The following is a 24,491-nucleotide window of genomic DNA, read 5'->3' on the forward strand; positions in this document are numbered from 1 at the left end:
TCCGGGCGAGCCGTCCGGGCCATTCGTCGGCTGCGATCGTCAGCGCGAGCTCGTCTTCGTCCGATCGGATTCCGGTCAGCCGCAACCCTTTCGGCAGATCCGGGAGCGGAAGCACGATCGGCCGGATCCGCTTCGGGGGACGCCTCGCCCATCGTCCGAGACGGAGCGCGGTCGGGGTCAGCACTATTGCGTCGTCTGCGATGTCTGCGACGAGGGTCAAATGTCCCCAGTGTGGATGCTTTCGCCAGCGCACCCGAATACCTTCCGGATGCGGCGTCGCGATCAGATCGGGACGCGCCGCGGCAACCCGATCCCGCACCACCGCCCCGCTCACTTCGATCTCGAGTTCGACAGATCCGGGAATCACCGCTGGCGAAGGCAATCCTCGAAGCCGTACGTCCTTGGCGAGCACGGTTACGCGGCGCAGCGGAATGCGGTCGACGTCTGACTGCGCAGACGTGTCGGCAGCTGGCCGGCTTGCCGACCCTGCTTCGCGGCTGGTGGGCGGCCGCCCGGAGTTCCGCCGAGAAGTCGGTTGCTCAGATTCGTGCGGTTCCGCGTTTGGTGCGTCAGGCACCGAGGTGGGGTTCCGCGCTGCGACACTTGGTGTGGCTTCCGAGATTCGGCGATCGCGTTGCGCCTGAACAGAATCCGACGATGCCGTGTTCTCTCGTGGACCGGATGGGCGTGCGGCAGTTCGGTCGTCGCCGGGCAGTTCGATGCGGGCAGACGCAAGACCAGCCGTGTCCGGCGAGCCGTCCGTGTTCCTCGGCTTGTCGGCGGGAGGTCGCGTGCCCTTCCCCGCATGCGCACCGAATGCGCCCGCGGTGGTCGGGGCCCTCGTTTCGCCACGCGCGTTCGACGCTGCTGCAGCCGCTCCGGATCGAGACGAGCCAGCAGTGCCGCCAAGGCTGCCGACGCCGTGCTCAACGGGGGCCGCCGAACTGCTCGGAACTGGCCAGTCGACGTCTGTCGCGACAATGCGGACGTCTCCCACCCGACCGGTGGCCAGGCGAAGCGAATCCGCCGGGTAATCGAGTTCGGTGAGGGTCAGGCCGACTTCGTGGCCTTGCACGGTGGTCGTGAGGCGACGGCCCACCAGTTGCTCGGTGACAGTTCGGGCGAGCGCGGCCGGGGTCGCGGGCACGGCGGGCAGCAATGCCCGGCCCGCGGCGGCCAAGCCCGACAGTTCGGGCCAAGGCACCCAGGCATCGAACCATCGGCCTTCGCTCATCCGGCCATCGTATGGCTGTCCTGAGGAGACCGCTCCTCGCTGTGGCATGGGCCGCGTAACAGAGCGGAAGGAGCCGACCACGCAACCGCCCGGGTAGCAGGAGGTACGGCACCTGCAGCGGTCCTGGCGTTCCTGGCCGTCACCAGCCAGAATCCGATGGCGGCGAGACGCTTCACGTCGCGTCCGGCATCCGTCCGGCAGGTGAGCCAACTAGGCTTGGCGAATGCCTGAACACGACCCGGAACCGCCGGCCGCCGAGACGGTAGAGGACCGCGTCTACCGGCGGGAAGACTGGTACGCGGAGGAGTTCACGGCGCGGCGGTTCGTGCGTTGCGAGTTCCACCAGGTCGATCTCACCGAGGCCGTCACGCGCGGTGTCACTTTCCTGGACTGTGTGTTCGGGAACGTCCAGTTCAACGCTTCGCGGCACACCGACTCGGCGTTCACCGGATGTGTGTTCAAGGGGTGCAACCTCTTCGACGCCGAGTTCACCGGATGCAAGCTGGTCGGCAGCCGATTCCAGGACTGTGACCTGCGGCCGTTGCGCGTAACGGGCGGAGACTGGTCTTTCGTCGGATTGAACGGTGCCGACCTGCGTGGAGTCACGGTCCAGGGTGTCCGGATGCGCGAAGCGGACCTCACGAAGGCGAAGTGCTCGGGGGCGGTGTTCACCGACGTGGATCTGTCCGGGGCGGAACTGCAGGACATCGACGTCACACGCGCTGAGCTGCGGGGGAGCGATCTGTCGTCGCTTGACCCGACTCGTGCGTCGCTGGCTGGCGCGATCGTGTCCCCGGAGCAGGCAGCGGTGCTCGTCACGTCGCTCGGGTTGCAGGTGCGCGGGTAGTCTCGCGTCCAAGGGGTGGAGCTTGCCGGGTATGTCCGGAAGGGAGCGCGATGGGAGTCGTCACACCAGGCTTCACCGGACGCGCCCGTGGGGCTAGCCCGCGGTTGCCGCCCGGGCAGTATCTCGCCGAAGACTTCCCGGTTCTCTCGGCCGGGCCGACCCCTCGGGTGAGCACCGAGCGGTGGGAGTTCGCGGTGGTGACCGAAAGCGGCGAACGCCGCTCGTGGTCGTGGTCGGAACTGATGGCGCTGCCCAGCGAGAAGATCACGGTCGACATCCACTGCGTCACTCAATGGTCCAAATTGGACACTCGGTGGCGCGGAGTCCCAGTAGACGCGCTCGTCGGGGACCTCGATACCGCCGCTGATTACGTCATGGCACATTCCTACGGCGGCTACACCACAAACCTCCCGCTTGCCGACCTGCTCGGCGGGCAAGCGTGGATCGCCTACGAGTACGGCGGCAAGCCGCTCACCCCGGAACACGGCGGCCCCGCCCGGCTGCTGGTGCCGCATCTCTATTTCTGGAAGTCTGCGAAATGGGTGCGCGAGCTGCGACTCGCCACGAAGGACGCCCCAGGCTTCTGGGAAACGGCCGGCTACCACGACTACGGAGATCCATGGCGAGAACAGCGGTATCAGGGCGACTAGCGTGGCGCGTCGCCCGGCTCGCGGAGATCCGGCAGGAGACGCCGACCGCGCGCACCCTGGTCTTCGACATCCCCGGGTGGCCCGGCCATCTCGCGGGACAGCACGTCGACGTTCGTCTCACCGCAGCTGACGGCTACACCGCGCAACGCAGCTACTCGCTGGCGGCACCGTCGAACGGAGATCGAATCGAGCTGACCGTGCAGCGCGTAGCCGACGGCGAGGTATCCGAACACTTGACCGGCCCTTACGCGGTCGGAGACCCGGTCGAGATCCGCGGCCCGATCGGCGGCTGGTTCGTATGGCGTCCCACCGATTCGGCCCCGGTGCTGCTCGTCGCCGGCGGCGCAGGCATCGTCCCGCTGATGTCGATGATCCGGGCTCGTCGCGAAGCTGGCAGCAAAGCGCTGTTTCGGCTGGTCTATTCGCTGCGCACCCCGGCGGAGCTGTACTACGCCGAGGAACTTCGCCGTCCGTACGCAGGCTTGGATATCTCCTACGTTTACACCCGAGAGCTTCCTGAAGGGCTTTCCGGTATTCCGCGGCGCATCGACGTTGCCACGTTGAATACCGCCGCATGGCCAACCGAATTCGGTGCCACCACGTACATTTGCGGGCCGACCGGGTTCGTCGAAACCGCCGCGGACATCATGCTCGCGCTGGGACATTCGCCGCAGTCGATCCGGACCGAACGTTTCGGCCCCGGCCGGGACTGAGGCCGTCCGGGAGTCAATGCACTGTCGGTTTGGCGAGCAGCTCACGCAGGGTCGCGAGGAGCTCGCGACGGTCTGTGGCACCGAGTTTTCCGCGGATGCGGGCCATGTGGTGTTCAACGGTCTTGCCGGAGATGAAGAGTTTGCTGCCAGCTTGTTTGTAGGTCAGGCCGTCGACCACTAAGCGGGCGACCTCCAGTTCTCGTTCGCTCAGAGCGCTCAATCCGGTCGCCGCGCCCGGCGTCGGGGTGGAGGATTCAAGGCGTCCAGTTGTGCCTTGGAACTGCCGAGCCGCTTCGAGGAGTTGGACCATCGCCTTGCGGTCCGACGTGCGAATCGCGGCTTGGCCGGCCAGTCGGGCAGCGTCCCAGCACAGGTCCAGTTCGTGAAGTTCCGCGGCCGCCGCGGAGATTTCACCCGGATCGAACGTGCCGCTGAGCACGGCAAGCCAGCACCCGGCGGCGCGGGCGAGCGCGGCCGGATAGCGGCCGCAGTCCGCGAAGCGGTTCAGCGAAGCCAGTTGCCTTTCCGCTGTGGCTCGGTCTTCGGTGGTGATCGCGGCGTGCAGTTCGTGCCAGCACAGCGAGACTGTCCACAAAGGAGGATTGCCGAGACGGTCCAGCATGGCGTGAGCGCGCTCCAGCCGCCGGGACAGCTTGGCGTGCGCACCGGTCCGAGCGGCTGCGATTGCCAGTTCTCCCAACGGCAACAGTGTGAACAAGTCAACCTGCTGACGCATAGACGCCTGATACGCCCGCTCCCACGACTGTTGCAGCCCGACCAGATCGCTCGCCCGCCGGGCGAGGCCGAGTTCCAGTGTGGCGAAGAACAGTTCGTCGCGGGCTTCAAGTTTGGTGCCAGCAACGGCGTCTCGGTGTTCAGTCGCGGCAGCGAGGTGGCCGCCGGTCATCGCGACCCAACCAAGCAGCAGCCGGTGCCGGGTGGCGAGCAGGTCGCCGCCGACGCTGCTGGCCAGCGCTCGTTCCAACACCGATTCGGCGAGCGCCAGTTCGCCAGCATGCAGGCCAGCGAGTGCTGCGAGCGCGGCCGGACTGTCCGGAAGCGGCGCACCGCCGACCGCTGGTTCGAGCATTGCCGCGGCACCGACGAGTGTCGGGAGCGCCTCTGTGCCGCACCCGAACACTGATTCCGCGATCCCGCTTGCTGTTCGAGCCGCGGCACCGGTGAACAACGTCGGCGCGACGCCCGGCATCGGGACTGTGGCGACAGCTTGGCCCCCGGTGGCCTGGCCGGTTCCGACGAGGGCGATCGTGGCGAACGCATCCACCGCGCCAGGGCCCACCCAGCGATAGGTTTCGCCATTTGGTTGGGGCGACGTTGGGAAAGAGGCATTCCCGTTGGGAACGTATGCGATTGGTGCCGGAGAGGCGGGATCGGCCGGAGCTTCGGCCGCGTCCGCGCGGTGGGGGAGCGCAGAGGCTTGCGGGTGCGACGAATTGGCTGCCGTCGGGTGTTTTGCGTCCTCATTGCTCGTTGCCGCGGCATCGGGATTTTCGGTGCCTGCCAGTGTGGAGCCGCTGGCGTTGGACACCAACGTGGCTGCGTGTTGACGAGACCAGTTGTCCGTGGCCGCAGCCCAGCGGTACAGCTCTGCGGTTCGAGCCAGTTCGCCGCGGTGGGCCAGGACTGTCGCGGCGATCTCCGCACCGGCGGCTCGTGCCTCGGGGTCTTCGCCAGACAACATGCCGTCGCCTAGGCGGAGGGCGGTGTCCAGATCCCCGGACTGTGCGGCGGCGCGAGCCCAGCCGGTGGTAGTCGCGGAGTCGCGGGCACCGGCTTCCGCTGCGGCTTCGAAAAGGCGTGCGGCGTGCTTTGGATCAGTGGGGAGAGCTTCGCTTGCTGCGGTCGCGAACGCGGTTGCTGCGGAGGCACCGGAGCTGCCGGCGTCGAGGAGCGAGGTCGCGAGGTCAAGTACGGGCAGGCCGCGGGTCAGCTGCGCTTCCACGAGTTGTTGCAGAACCGCCAGGCGACGGGCAGGCGGCCCGTAAGCACGGACGGCTTCGGCGGCGGCAGGCAGGAGAATGTCTTCGGCGTCGAGGAGGCCGGTAGCGCGGGCTCCGTCGACGACTTCGGGCAGTTCGTCCGGCGTGCGCTCCAACAAGGAACAGAGCAGATCGAGGTTGCGAGCCGCGCCGGCTTCGGCGGCGATGAGGTAGCGGAGGACGTCGTCGTCGAGGGCGGCCAGCTCAGCGCGGAAGTCGGCGAGGCGGGCGGTTACGACGCGTTCTACGAGGCGGGGGACGCCGCCGGTGTTGGCATGCAGGGCGGAGGCATCCGCGGTGCGGCCGGTGAGTTGTTTCGCGAGCTTGCCGACTTCGTCGACGGTCAGCGGCGGCAGCAGCAGCGTTTCGCCGAGCGCCCGCAATGCCTGCGCGCGAGGGTTTGGACGGTGTGCCACCACGAGCGGTCCCTCTTTGGCGGCAGCGAGCATGGTGAGCCTGGTCAGGTCTTCGTCGTCGAGCTGGTCGGCGTCGTCGACGACGGTGGCCTCGACGCCTGCCTCGCGGTAGCTGCGGTCGAGGGCGCCCAGCAACGCAGTCTTGCCATAACCGCCCGGGGCCACGACGACGAGCCGGACTGGGGCCGCGGGGGTGTCGGCGAGTTGTTCAAGGAGGCGGCGGGCTGCGGGGTGGACGGCGTCGTTGCCGGTTTTCGCCAGCAGTGCGTTCAACAGTGACCTTCACCGGAGGGAGCTGTGGCTGGGTGGGCGCACGAACTCAGGACAGGGGGACGGGGAGAAGCGGGTTCCTTGTCCGCGGTCGCTTCGTGTGACGTGAGGACCGCGATCAGGATCGAGGAGCTGATCGCCAGCACCGCCGCCGCGGCGGCGAGCGGTCGCCAGCGACGCATCAGTTTGGCAGCGCCTTCGGGCTCCGGCAGCGTGAATGGAGTGATCTCCACCGGCGGCCGCTCGGGTCTGTCCGGAAGTTCGGGTTCTCGGTCGACTCGCGGCAGCAAGGTGGTTTCGGGGGCGGGGGCTTCCCGGCGCGCGAGGGGCCTCGTCCGTTGGCTGGCGAGGATCCCGGCGCCGATGGCGGCCGTATCCGCGGGCTGAGGGCCGGTGAAGAACGGGCAGGGCAGGCGTCCAGGGCGGGCGCCCTGGACGGGTTCGCCGCAGAACACGATGCCGGCCAGCGACTCTGGAGTGACGTTGGCCGCCTGCGCGAGACCGAACGCGGTCGTGATCGCGGCACCTGGGGCGACGCCTTCAGTGCTGGTCCGGGCGATCCATCCGCTGGCTCCCGAAGCGGTCGCCAAAGTGACGGTGACGCCGTCCGGGCCGAACTCGCACACTGCGGCCGTCCGGTCGCCCGCGCCGGGCTCCGGGAGGTGGGCGTAGAGCGCGGCGACCGCACTGGGAACGAGGGTGACCGCGTTGAACCCGGACTCCGCGAGCGATTGGCGGAGTAGATCGCGCCGGTAACCGCCCCAGTCACCAGGGTGGGTGACGACGAGCTGTCGCGGTGGTCCGCCGGTCTGGCTGGCCGCGACGTCGGCGATGCCTTCGACGAAGACCGTCGTCAGGGATTCCGGCGTGAACGGTTCGCTGCCGATGAATACCGGCACGTCGTCGCCGACGCGACGGTGGAAGCCGGTGATCAGCCGGGACGGCACAGCGGCACCGGCTTGCGTGGCCGCATCGCCGGTGAGCAGGTAACCCTCGTCGTCGAGGAAGAGCGCGGTCGCGGTCGCCGGGGAGGTCTCGCCCAGCCACAATGGCTCGGGATCGTCCCACCGGTCACCTTGCCTGCGGCGGAGCGCGGCGTGGGTCCGGGCAGCGCCGAGGTCGATGCCGAGCACGTAGGGCACCGCCGCTTCCTCCCTTCGTCGCAGTCAGGGTTCGGCCAAGGGGCGTAACTCACTGAACGGATACGCATCCTCACCCGTTCGGGTCAGACGGGCAAGAGTGGGGTGGGATTTAACCCAACCGGGTTCCGCGTGTCCGATCCCCTAACTCCCTAACGATCTCATATCGACCCCCTAACGGCTGAGCGAGGCGCGACTGGGTGTAAACCCCGATGTGAGCGGGGGTGCCCCGTCCCTACCTTGGGCGCCACGCCCGGCCGGGGAGGGCCGGGCATTCCCCGTAATCACGACAAGTGGAGATCCCCCAATGGATTCGGTGCAGACTCTGCACGACTTCACGCTCACCTTGCTCCAAGACCCGTCCGCGCTCGCCGCTTTCGGCCAGGACCCGCAGGCCGCGCTGGCCGCTGCCGGGCTGGGCGACATCAGCGCCGCCGACGTGAACGAGGTCGCGCCGCTGGTGCTCGACTACGTCCCGGTGGACCACCTGGCCTCTCTCGGCCACCTGCCCCAGGCGGGCGACCTGACCGCTGCGCTCGGCGACGGCCCGCAGGGCGCGATCGAGCAGCTGCAGGCGCTCACCTCTTCGCTCGGTGGTGCGGCCGCGTCCGCGGGTGCGCCTCAGCTGCCGGGCCTCGGCGAGCTGCCGGCGGTGCCGGGCTTGGGCGAGCTGCCCGGTCTCGGCGAGCTCCCGGGCGTTGGCCAGCTGCCTGGCCTGGGCGAGCTGCCGGGTGCCGGTGCTCTTCCGGGCGTCGGCGCGCTGCCCGGTGTCGGTGACGTCGCCAGCGCTGTTCCGGCGCTGCCGGTCGCCGGCGAGCTGCCGTCGGTTCCGGCTGTGCCGGGCCTTCCGGCGGCTCCGGCCCTGCCCGCGCTTCCGGGCGTCGGCGACGTGCAGAACGCTGCCGCGTCCGTCACCGCGCTGGTGCAGAACCCGACCAGTGCACTCGCCCTGGGCAACGACCTGGCCAGCGGGCTGGACTCCAGCGCCGTCGCGCAGGCGAGCGGACAGGCGGCCGCCGCGGCTGACGGTGCCGTCTCGCAGGTGCAGCACGTCGGCGGCGAGCTCGCCGCGGCGTCGCCGGTCAACGTCGGCGACCTGCCGGTCGCGAACTCCGGCGCGCAGGTCGCCGACCACGCGACCGAGGCCGGCGGCGGCATTGCCGGGCACGTCAGCGACGCTGTCGGGACTGTCACCGACAACGTCGGCAGCCTGAGCAACACGCTCAGCGCCGATGGCCTGAACCACGCGGTCAACGGTGTGACCCAGCAGGCGCACTCGCTCATGTCGCACGGCGACGCCGAGCGCTCCGACGCCGCGACCGAGACGCACACCGGGACCGACGCCGGCGTCGGCATGGTGCACGACACCGTCTCGACGGTTTCCGACCTCGGGCACCAGGGCCTCGGCCTTGACCTGCACGGCGGTGCGGAGACCTCGCACGGCGGCGGTGAGCTGCACATTTCCCTCTGAGCAACGGTAATGAGGGAGTGGCTCCGCGGTCTGGGTGCGACCGCGGAGCCACCACCCGGTTCGGATACTCCCCGTACACAGGGGACACTGGTTCGCCGTGACGGCTCCAGCTTGGCTCGAAGTGCTCGCCGAGACCTCGGACGCCTGCCGGACGCACGGCCGCGAAGACCTGGCCCAACGTCTTCGCCGGCGTCAGGACCGGCCGCCGGGAGGCACGCGCGTCGCAGTGCTCGGCTTTCCCAAACAAGGCAAGGGCTACCTGGTCAACGCGGTGCTGAACGCGCCAGTCTGCCCAGTCGGCGACGCGGCGACACCCGCAGTGCCGATCGAAGTCGCGTACGCGGCGGAACCCGGCGCGACGCTCGTCGGACGCGCTGACGAACGCATCCCGGTCGAGATCGAGAAGCTGACCGGCGAGGTCGGCGCACGGCCGGCCGGCTCGCTGCGCCGGGTCGAGGTCGGGGTCCCGCGCGATTTGCTGTCCGCGGGCCTGGTGCTCATCGACACCCCGGCGATCGGCGATCCGAGGTCGCCTCGCACAGCCGCCGCTCTCGACGTTCTCGCGGACGCCGACGCGGTCATTCTTGTTTCCGACGCCGCTGCTCCGCTGGATCAGGCCGAGCTGGCGTTGGCGCATCACATCCGGACGTGGTGCCCGCACGTGGTCATCGCGCTGACCAAGATCGATGTCAGCGCAGGCTGGCGCACGGTTGCCGAACAGAACCGGACCGCGTTGTCCTCGGCCGGGATCGACTCGCCGGTGCTGCCGGTCTCCGCGACGGTCCGGTTCGCCGCGGCGAAGGGCGGCGACCAAGACCTCAACGTGCGTTCCGGATTCCCGGAGCTGCTTTCCTGGATCGCGACGCAGGTTTCGCGGCCGGCGGAGAGCACAGCCGCGTTGCTTGCCGCGGTGAGCGTGCGCGCGGCGGCAGCCGAGCTGGTCGAGACCTTGCGTGCGCGAGCCGAAGCGGCGGGGCAGGAAGCAGGCGTCGACCAGACGACGCTGCTGCAACGCTCCCAACGTCGCGCCGACGAGCTGCGCCGGCGCAACAGCCGCTGGCAGAACCTGCTGTCGGACGAGATCGCTGACTTGCAGTCCGACGCGGAGTACGACCTGCGCGAACGCACCCGGAAGATCGTCGAGACGATCGACGAAACCTTCGACCGCGGCGACCCGGTGAAGGTGTGGGACGAGTTCGGGCCGTGGCTGGACAGCACGCTCGCGGAAGCGGTCGAGACGACCTACACATTCGCGGCCGAACGCGCGGAGTGGATCGCGCAAGCGGTGGCAGTGAGTTTCGGTGCGCAGTACGACCTGCCGGAACTGGCCTTGATCGACTCCGGCGTGGACCAGATCGCCGAGGTCCGGCAACCGCGGATCGAGCGGTTCAAGATCGGGCAGAAGGCGTTCACCGGGTTGCGCGGTTCGTATGGTGGCGTGCTGATGTTCGGCCTGGTGACCGGGCTGGCGGGGTTGCCGTTGATCAACCCGGTGTCGATCGGCGCGGGCGTCGCGTTCGCGGCGAAGACGATCAGCGACGAGGGCGGCATGCGGCTGCAACGTCGGCAGGCAGTGGCCAAGATGACCGCGCAACGGCATGTCGACGACGTGTTCCTGCGGTTCAGCAAGGAGTGCCGCGACGCGATCCGCCATGTGCAGCGACGGTTGCGCGACCACTTCACTGAGCTTGCGGACGGTCTTGCCGACGAGCTGACGCGGGAACGCGAGATGATCATCGCCGGGTCGGCCGAGCGGGAGCGGCGGAGTGCGTCGCTGCGGCGGGAGATCGACCGGCTCGCCGGGCTGCACAAGCGGGCTGGGGAGTTGGGGATGCTGGCCAATCGTGCGCCTAAGGAATTGCCTGCGTGACCCTCGGCTCGGCTGAGCGCGACGGCTTCGGTTTTGTGGCAGGGCCTTGGGAATGCTGGCTAGCGGGGCACTCAAGGCCGTTGCTCGCGTGACCTTGGTCTGAGGTGGCTAGGCGCGTGCTCGGGTAGTCAGACGGCTTTCTGCGGGTTGGCGAGTGGGATGCTGGCTGACCAGGTGTCCGTGGAGTTGGCTGTGCGACTTCGTCTGGATTAGCTGGGCGTGGGATGTTTGGCGGCTCTTTCGGGCTGGGTGTCCGGTGCTCTCGGAGTTGGATGCACGACTTCGGAGAGGATGGCTGGGTGCGGCGTGTTTTGGTCGTGTTGGTGGCTTTCTTCGGGATTGGGCTGAGTCGTCGGCGGGATCCGGTGCTCGCTGGATGAGGCTGGGCTCCTGAGGTTTGCTGAGCGGGTTTCCGCATCGTGGGAGTGATTTAGCCCCCAGTGCGTTGAGGCGTTTGCTGCGGTGAACGCGGTTTGGTGAGTTGGAACGGGTTTGTGTGGAGTCGTCACGGTGGTTGGTCGATAGATCGAGGCTTGCGTCGGAGAGGTTGAGCCGTTTCGGCTGTGGGCGTCGAGTCGGGAGATGTGGCTGCGTGGCGGGTTCGGCTGTGGGGGATGTGGCGTTCTGGGGCGGTTGAGGGGGTTGTCGGCTGGATTGGTGATGGCCGGATTCGGTGGTCGGTGAGCGGGGCGTTGCCGGGTAGTCGAGGATGTTCGGGACTGTGCCGGGTGGCGTGAGTCGAGTGAGGAGTGGTGTCGCGCGTGGTTGAGGACGTTCGGGCGCTTCTGGCGGATGCTTGTGCGTACTACCGCGACAGCCCGAGGGCTTCGGCGTTGCTGGGAGAAGCGCTTGATCATCTCGACGAGCCGCTTCGGGTGAGCATCAGCGGAACTGCGGGGACGGGGAAGTCCACGCTGGCCGCGGCGTTGGGCGATTGGCCGACGCGGGCGTTGCGTGATCTGGAGTTTCTCGATGCGCCGCATCCGTCGACGCTCACTGACGCATCCGTACGACTGCTGCGCCACCTTGAGCCCGATCAGTTGGCGACATTGCGTCCGACAGCACCTTCAGCGTTCGCGCGACAGACGGCCGTCGACACGATCCTTGTGCTTGCGCGCGCGGACGAGACAGGCGCGGGGCGGATTGACGCACTGCTTACCGCGAAGCAGATTGCGCGGCGCGCGTGGCGTGAAGATCCGCTGTGCAGTGGATTCCAAGGCGTGATCGCGGTCGCGGCGCAGCTTGCGTACGGGGCGCGCGCGTTCACTGATGACGAGTTCGAGCTTCTCGCGGCTTTCGCTGCTGTACCGCGTGAGGAATTGGAGCGGTATCTGCTGTCGGTGGATTCCTTTACTGATCCGGCGTTTCCGGGACCGGTGTCGGTCGAGACGCGACGGTCGTTGGTGGTGCGCTTCGGGCTCTTCGGGGTGAAGCTTGCGTTGACGTTGATCCGGACGGGCTGTGACGACCGGGTGAAGCTGTCGACGGAATTGGTGCGGCGTAGTGGTCTTGGCGAGCTTCGCGACACTATCGCGGGTTGTTTCGCTGCGCGGGCAGACGCGCTGCGCGCGCGGACGGCGTTGATTCGGTTGGAGACCGTGTTGAACGCGGAGCCTCGGCCGCACAGCGATCGACTTGCGGCGCGGGTTGAGCGGTTTTCGGCTGGTGCGCACGACTTTCGCGAGTTGCGGCTGATCGCGGACATTCGCGGTGGGCGTACTGCGCTGGCGGGGGAGTCTGCGGAAGAAGCTGTGCGGTTGCTGGGTGCGGAGGGGACGGAGCCGGAGGAACGGCTGGGGCTCGCGGCGGGTACGGATCCGCGCGAGAGGTATGAAGCCGGTCTCGACGCGGTGATGCGGTGGCGGCATGAGGCGGAGCGGCCGGACCGGGCACTGGCGGAGCGGGCTGCGGCGCAGGTTGTGGTGCGCAGCGCGGAGGGGTTGCTGGCGCAGTTCGTTTGACCAGGGCAGTCGTCCGGGGCGGTTGACCCGGGCGATCGACCGGGTTGTTAGCGGGGCGGCTGACCTGGGCAGTCGACCGGGCTGGTTGACCAGGACAGTTGGCCGGGACAGCTGGCGGGATGACTGACCGGGCTGATGATCAGGGCGGTCGGCCGGGCGGTCGTCTGAGACAGTCTGCAGGACGACTGTTCAGGGCGATTGACCTAGGCAGTTGGCTGGGTTAGCGACCTGACCGGGCGGTAGACCAGGGCAGTCGACCAGGGCAGTTGATCGAGAACACTGACAGGGCGGTTGGTCAGGGCGGTCGGCCGGGGCGACTGATCAAGCCGACTGACCAGGGCGACTGACCAGGGCAGTTGGCCAGAAGGCAGAGCCTCAGGCGTTGCCCAGCACTCGTCCGATGGTGAGTTCCAGGACGACTCGCTGTGGGTTCTCGCGCGGCTGCCGGTACCGCTCGGCGTAGCGTTCTTCGGCGTCGCGGACCGAAACAGCATCGTCGAGGAGGCGGATTCGGCCTTCCAGCGTGGACCAGGTTCGGCCCTCGAATTGGCATACCGCGGCGGCCATTCCCGTCTCGCCGGCGGCGCGGATGAGGCGGGCCTTGTACGACGTCCCGGAGGCGATGACGCGGGCGAGGCCTTGTTCGAAGTCGACTGTCACGCCTACCGCGACCACGTGCGGCGTTCCGTTCGGGCGCACCGTCGTGAGCGACGCGAGCCGCCGTTCGGTCCAGAACTGGCGGAAGCTCTCGTCGAGTGTCATGTTCGCACGCTAGACGAGACAGGAATTCAACTGCTTGTTGACCTCTTTAACAAGCAGTTGTAGCGTCCCGCGGAACCAACGACGTCCTGGAGGTTCCGCATGTCGTCGCTTCGTTCCCGTGCTTGGCAGGCCGTACTGCTGGGCGGTTTGCTCGCGTTCGCCACCGCTTGTGGAGGGGGTCCCGACGGGGCTGGTGGCGGGCAACCGCAAAAACAGAGCGCTGTTCCGGACAACACCGCGTTGCTCGGCGCGATCAAGGCTGACCCGCAGCTCGCCGGAGCATTGCCGCCGGCGGTGGGGCAGGCCAAGACGTTGCGGTTGGCCTCCAACATCCAGTCGGCGCCGAACAACTTCTACGCCGCGGACGGCAAGACGCCGATCGGCTACGAGGTCGATCTGGCGAAGGCGGTCGGGGCGAAGCTCGGGGTGACCGTCGCGTACCAGGACCTCGCGTTCGGTTCGCTGATCACGAGTCTGCAGTCCGGCCGCGTCGATCTGACCATGGCGGCGATGAACGACACCAAGGAACGCCAGAAGCAGATCGACTTCGTGGACTACTTCTCGTCCGGCATCACGATCATGATCCGCAAGGGCAACCCGGACGGCATCTCCGGGCCGGACACGTTGTGCGGCAAGAACGTGGCAGTCGTACAGGGCACCAGTCACCAGAAGTTCGCCACCGCGCAGAGCACGAAGTGCACGCAGGCGGGCAAGCCGGCCATCACAGTGACCGCGACCGACAGCGACAACCAGAACCAGAATCAGCTGCGCACCGGTCGCGTCGCGGCGATTCTCAACGACCTGCCGAGCGCGGTCTACATCTCGCGCACCGCGGGCGACGGCAAGTTCTTCGAGGTCGTACCCGGACAGCCGATCGAGGGCGGGCCGTACGGGATGGGGTTCGCGAAGAGCAACACGAAGCTGCGTGACGCCGTCAAGCAGGCGCTGCAGTCACTCGTCGCCGACGGGACGTACGGCAAGATCCTGCAGTCCTGGGGCGTCGAGCAGGGCGCGGTCAAGGAGGCGGCCGTCAATGGCGGAAGCTGAACCGCTGCCGATCGTCCGGCTGCGGCATTGGGGTCGCTGGGTCAGCGCGGCGGTGATCGTCGCGCTGCTGGTGCTGCTGGGTTTCGCGCTCGCGCAGGCGCAGATCGAATGGGGTTCGGTACCCGACTTCGTCTTCTACCGCGTGATGGCGCTCGGCCTGCTCAACACCGTCGTGCTGGCGGTGATCGCGCAGGCGATCGCGATCGTGCTCGGCATCCTGATCGCGTTGCTGCGGCTCAGCGCCAACCCGGTCGCGAAGTGGTTCGCGGCGGTCTACATCTGGCTGTTCCGCGGGCTTCCGGTGCTGTTGCAGATCCTGATTTGGTACAACCTGGCCCTGATCTTCCCGACCGTCTCGATCCCGCTCCCGTTCGGCGGTTACCTCGTCCACGAGCCGACGAACGTGCTGATCAGCGCGTTCACCGCGGCTCTGCTCGGACTGGCGCTCAACGAGAGCGCGTACATGGCGGAGATCGTCCGTGCCGGGTTGACCAGTGTCGACACCGGGCAGACCGAGGCGGCGAAATCCATCGGCATGACGCCTGGCGCGACGCTGCGCCGGGTCGTGCTGCCGCAGGCCATGCGCGTGATCATCCCGCCGACCGGCAACGACTTCATCAACATGCTCAAGGGCACGTCGATGGCGTCGGTGATCGGCGTGACCGAGCTGATCCACGCGGCCAACAACATCTCGTCCAACAACCTGCTGGTGATGGAGACGCTGATCGCGGCGGCCGTCTGGTACATGGTCGTGGTGACGGTGGCGGGCATCGGCCAGCACTACCTTGAACGATCGTTCGGGGCGGCTGACCGGAGTCCGATGGCGCGGGCCGGGAAGGCGCTCAAGGGGATGCCGCTGGTGAGGGGTGCGCGTGTCTGAGCCGCTGCTGAAAGCTGTCGGGGTCCGCAAGAACTACGGGCACACCGAGGTGCTCAAGGGCATCGACCTGGAGGTCCGCAAAGGACAGGTGGTGTGCCTGCTCGGGCCGTCCGGGGCGGGGAAGAGCACGTTTCTGCGCTGTCTCAACCATCTCGAGACTATCGACGGCGGCCAGGTCTGGGTGGACGGCGAGCCGATCGGGTTCAAGCTGCGCGGCGGCAAGCTGTACGAGCTGCGGGAGAAGGACGTCGCCCGGCAGCGCCGCGACATCGGCATGGTTTTCCAGCGGTTCAACCTGTTCGGGCACCGGACGGCGCTGGAGAACGTGGTCGAGGGACCGGTGCGGGTGCTCGGCGTCGACCCGGCGCAGGCTCGGAAAGAGGCGCTGGACCTGCTTGACCGGGTCGGGCTCGCGGACCGAGCGGGCGCTTACCCGGGGCAACTGTCCGGCGGGCAGCAGCAGCGCGTCGCGATCGCGCGGTCGCTGGCGATGAAGCCGAAGCTCATGCTGTTCGACGAGCCGACGTCCGCGCTGGACCCGGAGTTGGTCGGGGAGGTGCTCGCGGTGATGGGTACGTTGGCTCGGGAGGGAATGACGATGGTGGTCGTGACGCACGAGATGGCCTTCGCCGCGGAGGCCGCCGACGAGGTGGTGTTCCTCGCCGACGGCGCGGTGGTCGAAACCGGGCCGCCGGAGCGCGTGCTGAAGTCGCCGGAACACGAGCGGACGCGGCAGTTCCTCGCGCGGGTCCTCTCGTGACCCGGATCCCGCCCCGGTACCTGCTCCAGTTCGACGAGCCCGCCGGCTACCTGGACTTCGCGCGGTTCGGGCCGCCGTCGCACACTGTCTTAGACACCACCGCGCGGCTGCTGGAGGCGACGACCAAGGCCGGTCCGTCCACTGTGGACGAGCTGATGCGGCAGGAGATCCGGGCGAAAGCGGCGGCCGCGCGGCTCTGCGGCAGCGACACCGACCACACGGTACTGCTGCCGCACACCAGCCTCGGCCTGTTCCAGGCGGCCTTCAACAGCCACGGCGAGGTGCTCGTTTCGGCCGCGGAGTTCCCCGCCAACACGTACCCGTGGGCGCGTGCCGAGCAGGCCGGAAGAGTACGGATGCGGCGGCTGGAAGGCGGTTACGTCACCGCCGATCGCCTCGCGGAAGCGCTCACGCCGGAAACCACGGTCGTTTCCGTGAGCGCCGTCGACTTCCGTACCGGCTACCGGGCTGATCTCGCCGCATTGCGCGAGGTCGTGGGCGACCGGCTGCTGGTGGTCGACGGGATCCAGGGCTTCGGGGTCGTCGACGCGCCGTGGGAGGTCGCCGACGTGCTCGTGGTCGGCGGGCAGAAGTGGCTGCGGGCGGGCTGGGGCACTGGGTTCGCGGTGCTGTCCGACCGGGCGCTGGCGCGGATGGACCCGATTCTGTCCGGCTGGACCGGCGCGCGCGACCCAGGCCTGTTCGACAACGAGATCCACCCGGCCGACCCGACCGCGGCGAGCTGGTCGATTTCGAACCTCAGCCCGGTCACGTCCGGCGCGTTCGCGGCCGCGCTCGAACTGGTCGAGGAAACCGGTGTCGCGGCGATCGCGGGCCGGATCGACGAACGCGTCGGCGAACTGGAGGACGTGCTGCGTTCGTTCGGAGCGGAGATCGTCTCCGCGACTGAACGACGAGCCGGGATTCTCGCGTTCTCGTTGCCGGATAAGCCGGCGGAGCAGGTCGGGGCGGCATTGACGGCGGCGGGGATCGCGGCGACGGTGCGTCCGGAACATGTCCGATTGTCGCCGCACGCTTCGACCCCGGCGGCGGCTGCCGATCTCGTGCGGGACGCGCTGGAAACGCTGATCCGGCCTCGCCGGGTCGTGCCGGTCGCGTCGGCTTCGGGAACGGCGACGCATGAGCTGCTCACCGCGTTGATTCCGGCGGTGGACGGGCTCGCGGCGATGCTCGGGCCGGGCAACGAGGTGCTGCTGCACGACCTGTCGCGGCTGCCGGATTCGATCGTCGCGATCGCGGGCAGGCTCACCGGCCGCTCGGTCGGCGGGCCGATGACGGATCTGCTGCTCGGGCTCGTCCGTCGCGGCACGACGCAGGACCTGACGAACTACCGCACGCACAGTCCGGACGGCCGCGAGATCCGGTCGTCCACGTTGTTCCTGCGCGACGCCGAGGGCACGGCGATCGGGTGCCTGTGCGTGAACAGCGAACTGCCCGCCGCGGCGCAGACGTCGGAGGAACGGCGGGAGGAGACGTTCCTGCCGGACGTCGACAGCCTGCAGCGGTTCCTCGTCGGGCGGGCGATCGGGAAGTCGGGGATTCCGGTGGAGCTGATGAAGAAGCGGCACAAGTCGGCGGTGGTCCGGGAATTGGACGAGGCCGGGTACTTCCTGATCAAGGACGCCGTGGACCATCTGGCCGGGCAGCTCGAGGTGACCCGGTACACGATTTACAACTATCTCAACGAGATCCGGGCCGGATAGCCGCGCTGCCCGGGCTTGGTGCGGCCAAGCCCGGGCAGCGCGTAATTACTTCAGGAATTTCTCCACCGCGTCCGCGGCCGCGGTGATTCCGCCGTTGGCCCGGATTTCCGCGCGCAATTCGGCCAATCGCGCGGCGACGTCCGGCGAACTGCTGACCTCATCGACGGCTGCACGGAGGGACTTGGCCGTCACCTGATCCGCGGGCAGATGCTTGCCGACCCCCAACGCCTCAAGTTGCGCGGCGTTGCCGAACTGGTCGACGGCCTGCGGGATGGCGACCGTCGGGACGCCGTACCACAGGGATTCCGTGCAGCCGCCCATGCCGGCGTGCGTGACGAAGGCCGACGCGACGTCGAGAATCGCGAGCTGGGGCACCGTTTCGTGCACCTCGACCGACTCCGGCAGCGGGCCGAGGTCGTCCTTCGAGACGTGCTTGCCGATCGAGAGCACGACATGCCAGTCGCCGAATTCGGTGATGCAGTGCCGGTATACGTCCAGTTGGTCGTTGTACGCGGTGCCGAACGACACGAGCAGCACGGGTTTCCCGTCGGAGGGCGGGGTCCAGTGCTCTGCCGCGCGCGCCGGGTCGAGGCAGGGGCCGACGAACTGGACGCGGTCCTCCGGCACGCGGTCGGCGTTCGGCTGCATCGCGCGCGGGATCAGCGACAGGATCGGCACCGGTCGCGCGAGCCAGGTCCAGGCGTCTTCGGTGACGCCGTGTTCCGTCAGCCATTCGGTGAACGTCCGGTCGTAGTCCATTCCGGACGGTGAGGTGCGGATCGGTTTGAGGACCTCGGCGAGTTCTTCCTCGTAGCCGTCCCAGGCGACGTAGGTGGGGGACAGCTGCACCGCCGGCACTCCGTAGCGGAGGCCGAGCAGCGGCGCGCCGAGCCCGCCGATGTCGTAGAGCAGCAGGTCCGGGCGGTCCTGGTCGAAGGTTTCGATCAGCCGCGGATGGATCGCGACGGCTTCGTCGAGGAAGACGCGCATCGCTTCGGCCGGGTCCTCCGGCCATTCCGCGTCCGGGCCGAGCGGGAAGATCGTGGGATGCGCGACGACGTCCGCGCCGGTCGGTTCGACCAGCTCGGCGAGCGGTTCGCCCACGACGTAGCTGACCCGGTGCCCGCGTCGCACGAGTTCGCGGACGATCCCGAGCGAGGGGTAGACGTGCGACGGCGCGGAACAGCCGACCACGACGATGTGCTTGCCCATGAGGCGAAAGTGTCCTTTCCGGACGAGATGCGGTCCGGCACGCAAAGCGGGGGCCGCCCGGTGGCGGGCGGCCCGGAGAGTCGTGCCGGGATCAGGACAGGCGGCAGCGGGCGAAGATCGTCATGGGTCCGGACGGTAGCGGTGCCGGTTGCGGGGAGCAACCGGATTTGCCGGGCATAGCCGTCACCGGCTTGCCGCGGTGAACAACTCCGCATCGCCTACCACTTTCCATCGCAACCAACTTTGTGTTACAAAGTTCAGGACAGCGAAGCACTGGGGGACGAGATGACAGAAGCGTTCAGGCTGACCGGCCTGGTGAAGCAGTTCAAGCAGGTCCGCGCGGTGGACGGGGTGTCCTTGACCGTGCGGCGCGGTGAGGTCGTCGCGCTCCTGGGGCCGAACGGCGCGGGCAAGTCGACCACTATCGACATGCTGCTCGGGCTTGCCTCGCCGGACGAGGGGAGCGTGCAGGTGTTCGGCGGCTCGCCTCGGGCGGCGCTCGACTCCGGGCGGCTCGCGGCGATGGTGCAGAACGGGTTCCTGCTACGGGACGTCACGCCGGCCGAGTTGGTCGAGTTGCATCGGTCGATGTTCCGGGATCCGTTGTCGGCCAAGGAGGTTTACGAGCGGGCCGGCATCGGGGAGTTCGCGAAGCGGCGGTGCGGCAAGTTGTCCGGCGGGCAGCTTCAGCGGGTTCGGTACGCGCTCGCGCTCACTGGCGACCCGGAGCTGCTGCTGCTTGACGAGCCGACAGCGGCGCTGGACGTCGATGCGCGGCGCGAGTTCTGGGCGTCGATGCACGAGTTCACGGCGGCTGGGCGGACCGTCCTCTTCGCGACGCATTACCTCGCTGAAGCCGAGGACTACGCGGACCGGGTCGTGTTGATGCGGCACGGGAAGGTCGTCGCGGACGGGGCGGTCGACGAGGTGCGCGCGAATGTGTCCGGGCGAGTGATCAGGGCAGTCGTACAGGGCGCTCGTGAGGAAGCCCTGGCCGCGCTGGACGGGGTCGCCAGTGCACGTGTTCAGGGCGATCGTGCGGAACTCGGCTGTACGGACTCCGACCTGGCGATCCGGGCGTTGCTCACGGCGTTCCCACAGGCCAGCTCGATCGAGATCACCTCCGCGGGGCTCGAGGAAGCATTCCTCGCCCTCACTTCCGACGAGCCGCAGGGAGCGCTCCGATGAACCTCGTCTACCTCCGCCTGGAGATCCTGCGCATCGTCCGCAGCCCGCAGTTCGCGCTGTTCACCATCGTGGTTCCGCTCGGCATGTTCCTGCTGTTCGGCGGACTGTTCGGTGACCAGGTCGGCGCGAACGGCATCCAGGCGAGCGTCACGACGATGATCAACATGGGCGCGTACGGCGCGATGAGCGGCGCGTTGTTCACTGGCACGCGGGTCGCGACTGAGCGGACTGACGGCTGGCAGCGACAGCTCCGGCTCACCCCGATGCGCGGACCCGGCTACCTCGCGGTGAAGATCGCGTCCTCGATGGCGATGGCGCTGCCGGTGGTTCTGGTGATCTTCGTGGCCGGTGCGCTGCACGGGGTGAATCTCACTGCGGCGCAGTGGCTGCTCAGCGGAGTCTCATTGTGGCTGGGCGCGTTGCCGTTCGCGGTTCTCGGGCTGCTGCTCGGATTGTTCGGCAAGGGCGACACGGTCGGGGCGATGACCGGGGCGTTGATGCTGCCGCTCGGGGTGTTCGGCGGGTTGTGGATGCCGCTCGCGTTCTTGCCGGGATGGATGTCCACGCTCGCGCATTTCTTTCCTACGTATTGGCTCGGCCGCGTCGGCACGCTCCCGGTCGATCACGCCGGCGGGCTCGGCTTGGCGGTCGGCGTGCTGGCGGCCTGGCTGGTGGTGCCCGCGCTCGTGGTGGTGCGGCGGTTCCGGCTGGGACCGGTGAAGGTCGCGTGACGTGTTAGCTTCCGTGCTGCATGCGGGGTCAGTACGGGGGAAGGGCGGTCAGGGGTGAACAACGACGCGGGGGACCCCGTCGAGGACGAAGGCGAACCGCTCTCCGCGGCGGAATCGCTCGAACTCATCGCCCGGCAGAACGAACGGACGCGCCGGGAGCTGCGAGTCAGCCCGGCGCGTCTGTTCGCCGTCTGGGCGTTCACCTGGCTCGTCGGCTGGGGACTCGTCTACCTCTCCGACGACCGGTCGGCGGCGCTGCTTCCCGGCTGGGTCGCGGGGATCGTCGTCGCCGTGCTCATGGTGGGCGCGATCTTCTACTCGGCTTGGCACGGCAGCAAACCCAGCCGGGGGATTCGCGGCCCGTCCCGGCGGATCGGCGCGATGTACGGCTGGTCGTGGGGGATCTCGTTCGCCGCGATGTGCCTGATCGACATCCGGGTCACCAAACTCCTTCCCGAGGGCTCCGACCTCGTGCCGCTTTTGTGGTCGGGCACGTCGCTGCTGCTCACCGGAACGCTTTATCTCGCGGGCGGGATGCTGTGGCAGGACATGCGGCAGTACTTCCTCGGGGGCTGGATCATCGTGTGCAGCGGGGCGAGTGTCCTGGTCGGCGTGCCAGGCAACTTCCTCGTCCTCTCGCTCGCCGGCGGCGGCGGATTCGCGGTCGCGGCGCTGGTCTACGTGGTGCGGCCCCGTGGCTGAGCTGCCGGAGCTCGACCCCGTCATCCACGCCCAGGCGCGGCTGCGCGTCACGGTCGCGCTCGCCGGGCTGCGTCCCGCCGACCAGATCACTTTCCCCCGGTTGCAGCAGCTCCTGGAGATGACCGCGGGCAACCTCTCGACGCATCTGCGCAAACTCGAGGACGCCGAGTACGTCGAGATCACCAAGGCCTACGAGCACCGCACGCCGGTCACGCTGGTGCGGCTCACGAGCAAAGGCCGGGCCGCGTTCGAGAGCTACACCAAGGCGTTGCAACGGCTCCTGGACGCTGGAACCTGACATGTCTCGCTGGGTCGTGCACCTGGACCTCGACGCGTTCTACGCCTCCGCCGAACAGCTCACCCGGCCGACGCTGCGCGGGCGCGCGGTGGTGGTCGGCGGCACCGGGCATCGCGGCGTCGTCGCCGGGGCGAGTTACGAATCCCGCGAGTACGGCGTGCGTTCGGCGATGCCGATGTCCCAGGCGCGACGGCTGCTCCCGGCCGGCGGAGTCGTGTTGCCGCCGCGGTTCCGGTTGTACGAAGTACTGAGCAAGCAGGTTTTCGACGTCGTCGGCGCGGTCGCGCCGGTGCTGGAACGGATTTCGCTCGACGAAGCGTTCGCCGAACCGCCTGTGCTGGCGGGGGCGTCGGTCGAGCAGGTGTCCGAGTGGGCGGAGAACCTGCGGACGCGGATTCGGGACGAGACCGGGTTGACTGCGTCGATCGGGGCGGGAACCGGCAAGCAGGTCGCGAAAATCGGCTCGGACCGGGCGAAGCCGGACGGTCTGCTCGTCGTGCCGCCGGGTACTGAACGCGAATTCTTGGCACCGCTGCCAGTGCGGGCGTTGTGGGGGATCGGGCCGGTGGCGGAAGCGAAACTGCGCACGATCGGTGTCCTCACCTTGGGCGAGCTGGCGGCGTTGCCGGAGCCGGACGCGGTGTCGACGCTCGGTGGCGTGGTCGGACGCGACTTGCGGCGGCTGGCGAGCGGGTTCGACGACCGTCCGGTCGCGGAGCGGGGCGAGGCCAAGCAGGTGAGCGCGGAGACGACCTTCGACGTCGACGTGGTTGATCTCGCCCGATTGCGCGCGGAGGTAAGGAAAATAGCGGCTGGCGCGCACGCTCGGCTGGTGAAGGCTGGTCGCGTCGCGCGCACGGTGGTGATCAAGCTGCGGCATACGGACATGAGCACCGTGACTCGCTCCGAGACCACCGCGTCGCCGACCGATGACCTCGAACAGCTTGCGGCTACTGCGGAACGGCTGCTGCTCGACCCGCAGGAGTTCGGCGGCGTGCGGCTCGCGGGGGTCGCGTTCAGCGGGCTTTCGGTGCCGCATCAGGACGCGTTGTTCAGCTTGACGGTGCCTGCTGCGGCGGAGGAGCCGGTGGTCACGTCGACCTCGGAGCCGTCGCCGGGCGGGAGTGCGCCGGTGTCGTCTTCGGGGTGGCGTCCGGGCGACGACGTCGTGCACGCCGAGCATGGCACAGGCTGGGTGCAGGGCGCGGGGCACGGCCGGGTGACGGTCCGGTTCGAGACTCGCACGTCCGGCCCGGGCGTCGCGCGGACGTTCGACCAGACCGATCCGTTGCTGACTCGCGGACAGCCCGCCGACTGCCTAGCCTGAGCGTTTCGCCTGGTCACGACCGGGGTGTTAACCCACAAGAGTGATGAGGAAGGATGTGCCGGGCAGTCGGGCAAAGGGGATGATCATGACGAACATGCGCCGCGCCGCCGCCCTCGCCGGGGTCGCGCTGATGCTGACGGCGTGTGGGAGCGAAGCCGCCCCGCAACGGTCCTCTGCTGGACCGTCGTCGTCGGTGGCTGCTTCGCCGGATTCGTTCACCGTGGTGGCGACCGGGGACGTGCTGATCCACCCGCGGCTCACCGAGCAGGCCGAGACGGACGGCGGCGGGAAGATCGACTATCGGCAGCTGTTCGCCGGGGTCAAACCGCTCGTGTCCGGCGCGGATCTGGGGATCTGCCACCTCGAAACGCCACTCGCCCCCGAAGGCGGGCCGTACAGCGGGTATCCGTCGTTCAGCGCGCCGCCGGAGATCGCGGACGCGTTGAAGGACACCGGATACGACACCTGCTCCACCGCGTCGAACCACACGCTCGACCAGGGTGCGGCGGGTGTCACGCGCACGTTGGACAAGCTCGACCAGACTGGGTTGAAGCACACCGGTTCAGCGCGTTCGGCCGAGGAGGCGGGGAAACCGCTGATTCTGGACGTGCACGGGGTGAAGGTCGCGCAGCTGTCGTATGCGTTTGGGTTCAACGGGATCAAGCGGCCGGCGGGGAAACCGTGGCTGGCCAATGAAATCGACCCTGACGAGATTCTGGCCGCGGCGCGCGCGGCGAAGGCGGCGGGGGCGGAGGTCGTGATCGCCAGCTTGCATTGGGGTGTCGAGTATCAGCATGACGTGACTGCTGAGCAGAAGCAGTTGGCGCAGAAGCTGACGGCGTCGCCGGATCTCGACCTGATCGTCGGGCATCACGCCCATGTGGTGCAGCCGTTCCAGAAGGTCGGCGGCAAGTGGGTGGCGTTCGGGCTGGGCAATGAGGTTGCTCGGCATGACGAGCCTCGCGGGTCCACGGAGGAAGGGGTCGCGGCCCGGTTCCGGTTCAGCCGGACTGGCGGGCATTGGGCGGTGGACAAGGCCGAGTACGTGCCGACGTTGATCGACCTCGGGCCGCCGATCCGGTTGCGCGATCTCACGACTGCGCCGCCGACGCAGCGGGGGAAGGAAGCGCTCGCGAATACCGATGAGGTGGTGCTTTCCCGGGGTGCTGGGGATGACGGGTTGAGCCGCCCGGGCCGGTGACGGTTCTGGCCGGTGGCGGGGCATGGATGGAGTAGTCGAGGCCGCGTTGGGGTGACGGCCCGTCTGTGCCCGAGGGTGCGGGTGGGAT

At 68.5% G+C, this 24,491-nt stretch carries 21 protein-coding genes; 17 read left to right on the top strand and 4 right to left on the bottom strand.

Annotated features, from left to right (window positions below; translation table 11 throughout):
• The first annotated feature begins 220 nt into the window (after positions 1–220).
• The 4 genes from ABD156_RS09815 to ABD156_RS09830 all read left to right on the top strand — a co-directional run bounded on the left by ABD156_RS09815 (position 221) and on the right by ABD156_RS09830 (position 3,444).
• The gene (locus ABD156_RS09815) at positions 221–448 is read left to right on the top strand and encodes a hypothetical protein (RefSeq protein WP_344269495.1); all 228 of its coding nucleotides are present in this window, start codon (positions 221–223) and stop codon (positions 446–448) included.
• A 1,009-nt stretch (positions 449–1,457) separates the two neighbouring features.
• The gene (locus ABD156_RS09820; RefSeq protein ID WP_344269498.1) at positions 1,458–2,081 is read left to right on the top strand and encodes a pentapeptide repeat-containing protein; all 624 of its coding nucleotides are present in this window, start codon (positions 1,458–1,460) and stop codon (positions 2,079–2,081) included.
• 50 nt (positions 2,082–2,131) lie between these two features.
• On the top strand, positions 2,132–2,731 hold the full coding sequence (locus tag ABD156_RS09825; RefSeq protein ID WP_344269501.1) for a sulfite oxidase-like oxidoreductase: 600 nt from the start codon (positions 2,132–2,134) through the stop codon (positions 2,729–2,731).
• Entirely contained in the window at positions 2,701–3,444 is a 744-nt protein-coding gene (locus tag ABD156_RS09830) for a ferredoxin reductase (RefSeq protein ID WP_344269504.1), read from the top strand. The genes ABD156_RS09825 and ABD156_RS09830 overlap by 31 nt, the downstream gene beginning before the upstream one ends.
• Positions 3,445–3,457: 13 nt before the next feature.
• On the opposite strand, the gene ABD156_RS09835 is transcribed toward ABD156_RS09830, so the two are convergent.
• Together ABD156_RS09835 and ABD156_RS09840 are read right to left on the bottom strand one after the other, a co-directional pair.
• Positions 3,458–6,133, bottom strand: a complete 2,676-nt coding sequence (locus ABD156_RS09835) for a helix-turn-helix transcriptional regulator (protein ID WP_344269507.1) — start codon at positions 6,131–6,133, stop codon at positions 3,458–3,460.
• Positions 6,130–7,272 carry an Hsp70 family protein gene (locus ABD156_RS09840; RefSeq protein WP_344269510.1) on the bottom strand — a complete coding sequence of 381 codons (1,143 nt, stop codon included), beginning with the start codon at positions 7,270–7,272 and terminating at the stop codon, positions 6,130–6,132. Before ABD156_RS09840 ends, ABD156_RS09835 begins: the two co-directional genes overlap by 4 nt.
• A gap of 304 nt (positions 7,273–7,576) precedes the next feature.
• Between ABD156_RS09840 and ABD156_RS09845 the strand changes: the two genes are divergently transcribed.
• From ABD156_RS09845 to ABD156_RS09855, 3 genes are all read left to right on the top strand, one after another.
• Entirely contained in the window at positions 7,577–8,740 is a 1,164-nt protein-coding gene (locus ABD156_RS09845) for an IniB N-terminal domain-containing protein (protein WP_344269513.1), read from the top strand.
• A gap of 97 nt (positions 8,741–8,837) precedes the next feature.
• Positions 8,838–10,610 (top strand): dynamin family protein, encoded by a 1,773-nt coding sequence (locus ABD156_RS09850; RefSeq protein ID WP_344269515.1) that lies wholly within the window; start codon positions 8,838–8,840, stop codon positions 10,608–10,610.
• A 761-nt stretch (positions 10,611–11,371) separates the two neighbouring features.
• On the top strand, positions 11,372–12,571 hold the full coding sequence (locus ABD156_RS09855) for a GTPase (RefSeq protein WP_344269517.1): 1,200 nt from the start codon (positions 11,372–11,374) through the stop codon (positions 12,569–12,571).
• Between the two features lie 375 nt (positions 12,572–12,946).
• Here ABD156_RS09855 and ABD156_RS09860 read toward each other — a convergent pair whose 3' ends face one another.
• A complete protein-coding gene (locus ABD156_RS09860) occupies positions 12,947–13,333 on the bottom strand; it encodes a pyridoxamine 5'-phosphate oxidase family protein (protein ID WP_344269520.1) in 387 nt (128 codons plus the stop codon).
• A 99-nt stretch (positions 13,334–13,432) separates the two neighbouring features.
• Between ABD156_RS09860 and ABD156_RS09865 the strand changes: the two genes are divergently transcribed.
• From ABD156_RS09865 to ABD156_RS09880, 4 genes are read left to right on the top strand one after another with little or no spacing between them, the layout of a single operon-like run.
• A complete protein-coding gene (locus ABD156_RS09865) occupies positions 13,433–14,380 on the top strand; it encodes an ABC transporter substrate-binding protein (RefSeq protein WP_344269522.1) in 948 nt (315 codons plus the stop codon).
• A complete protein-coding gene (locus tag ABD156_RS09870; protein WP_344269524.1) occupies positions 14,367–15,260 on the top strand; it encodes an amino acid ABC transporter permease in 894 nt (297 codons plus the stop codon). Before ABD156_RS09865 ends, ABD156_RS09870 begins: the two co-directional genes overlap by 14 nt.
• Positions 15,253–16,020 (top strand): amino acid ABC transporter ATP-binding protein, encoded by a 768-nt coding sequence (locus ABD156_RS09875; RefSeq protein WP_344269526.1) that lies wholly within the window; start codon positions 15,253–15,255, stop codon positions 16,018–16,020. The genes ABD156_RS09870 and ABD156_RS09875 overlap by 8 nt, the downstream gene beginning before the upstream one ends.
• Positions 16,017–17,744, top strand: coding sequence for an aminotransferase class V-fold PLP-dependent enzyme (locus ABD156_RS09880; protein ID WP_344269529.1), 1,728 nt, complete (start codon positions 16,017–16,019; stop codon positions 17,742–17,744). The genes ABD156_RS09875 and ABD156_RS09880 overlap by 4 nt, the downstream gene beginning before the upstream one ends.
• 45 nt (positions 17,745–17,789) lie before the next feature.
• Here the strand turns inward: ABD156_RS09880 and ABD156_RS09885 are convergent, their stop codons facing one another.
• The gene (locus ABD156_RS09885) at positions 17,790–18,956 is read right to left on the bottom strand and encodes a macrolide family glycosyltransferase (RefSeq protein WP_344269532.1); all 1,167 of its coding nucleotides are present in this window, start codon (positions 18,954–18,956) and stop codon (positions 17,790–17,792) included.
• Positions 18,957–19,241: 285 nt separating this feature from the next.
• On the opposite strand from ABD156_RS09885, the gene ABD156_RS09890 reads away from it, so the two are divergent.
• The 6 genes from ABD156_RS09890 (at position 19,242) to ABD156_RS09915 (ending at position 24,403) form a co-directional block, all read left to right on the top strand.
• Complete coding sequence (locus ABD156_RS09890; RefSeq protein WP_344269534.1) at positions 19,242–20,144, top strand: ABC transporter ATP-binding protein; 903 nt, start codon at positions 19,242–19,244, stop codon at positions 20,142–20,144.
• Complete coding sequence (locus ABD156_RS09895) at positions 20,141–20,875, top strand: ABC transporter permease (RefSeq protein ID WP_344269537.1); 735 nt, start codon at positions 20,141–20,143, stop codon at positions 20,873–20,875. Before ABD156_RS09890 ends, ABD156_RS09895 begins: the two co-directional genes overlap by 4 nt.
• A gap of 54 nt (positions 20,876–20,929) precedes the next feature.
• Positions 20,930–21,577, top strand: a complete 648-nt coding sequence (locus ABD156_RS09900) for a hypothetical protein (RefSeq protein ID WP_344269540.1) — start codon at positions 20,930–20,932, stop codon at positions 21,575–21,577.
• Entirely contained in the window at positions 21,570–21,875 is a 306-nt protein-coding gene (locus ABD156_RS09905) for a winged helix-turn-helix domain-containing protein (protein ID WP_344269543.1), read from the top strand. Before ABD156_RS09900 ends, ABD156_RS09905 begins: the two co-directional genes overlap by 8 nt.
• Before the next feature lies 1 nt (position 21,876).
• Positions 21,877–23,202: a DNA polymerase IV gene (locus ABD156_RS09910; RefSeq protein ID WP_344269546.1), complete on the top strand. Its 1,326-nt coding sequence runs from the start codon at positions 21,877–21,879 to the stop codon at positions 23,200–23,202.
• A gap of 79 nt (positions 23,203–23,281) precedes the next feature.
• Positions 23,282–24,403 (top strand): CapA family protein, encoded by a 1,122-nt coding sequence (locus ABD156_RS09915; RefSeq protein ID WP_377927743.1) that lies wholly within the window; start codon positions 23,282–23,284, stop codon positions 24,401–24,403.
• Positions 24,404–24,491: the final 88 nt, after the last annotated feature.

It is taken from the genome of Amycolatopsis albidoflavus (genome assembly GCF_039525725.1).
GTDB lineage: Bacteria > Actinomycetota > Actinomycetes > Mycobacteriales > Pseudonocardiaceae > Amycolatopsis > Amycolatopsis albidoflava.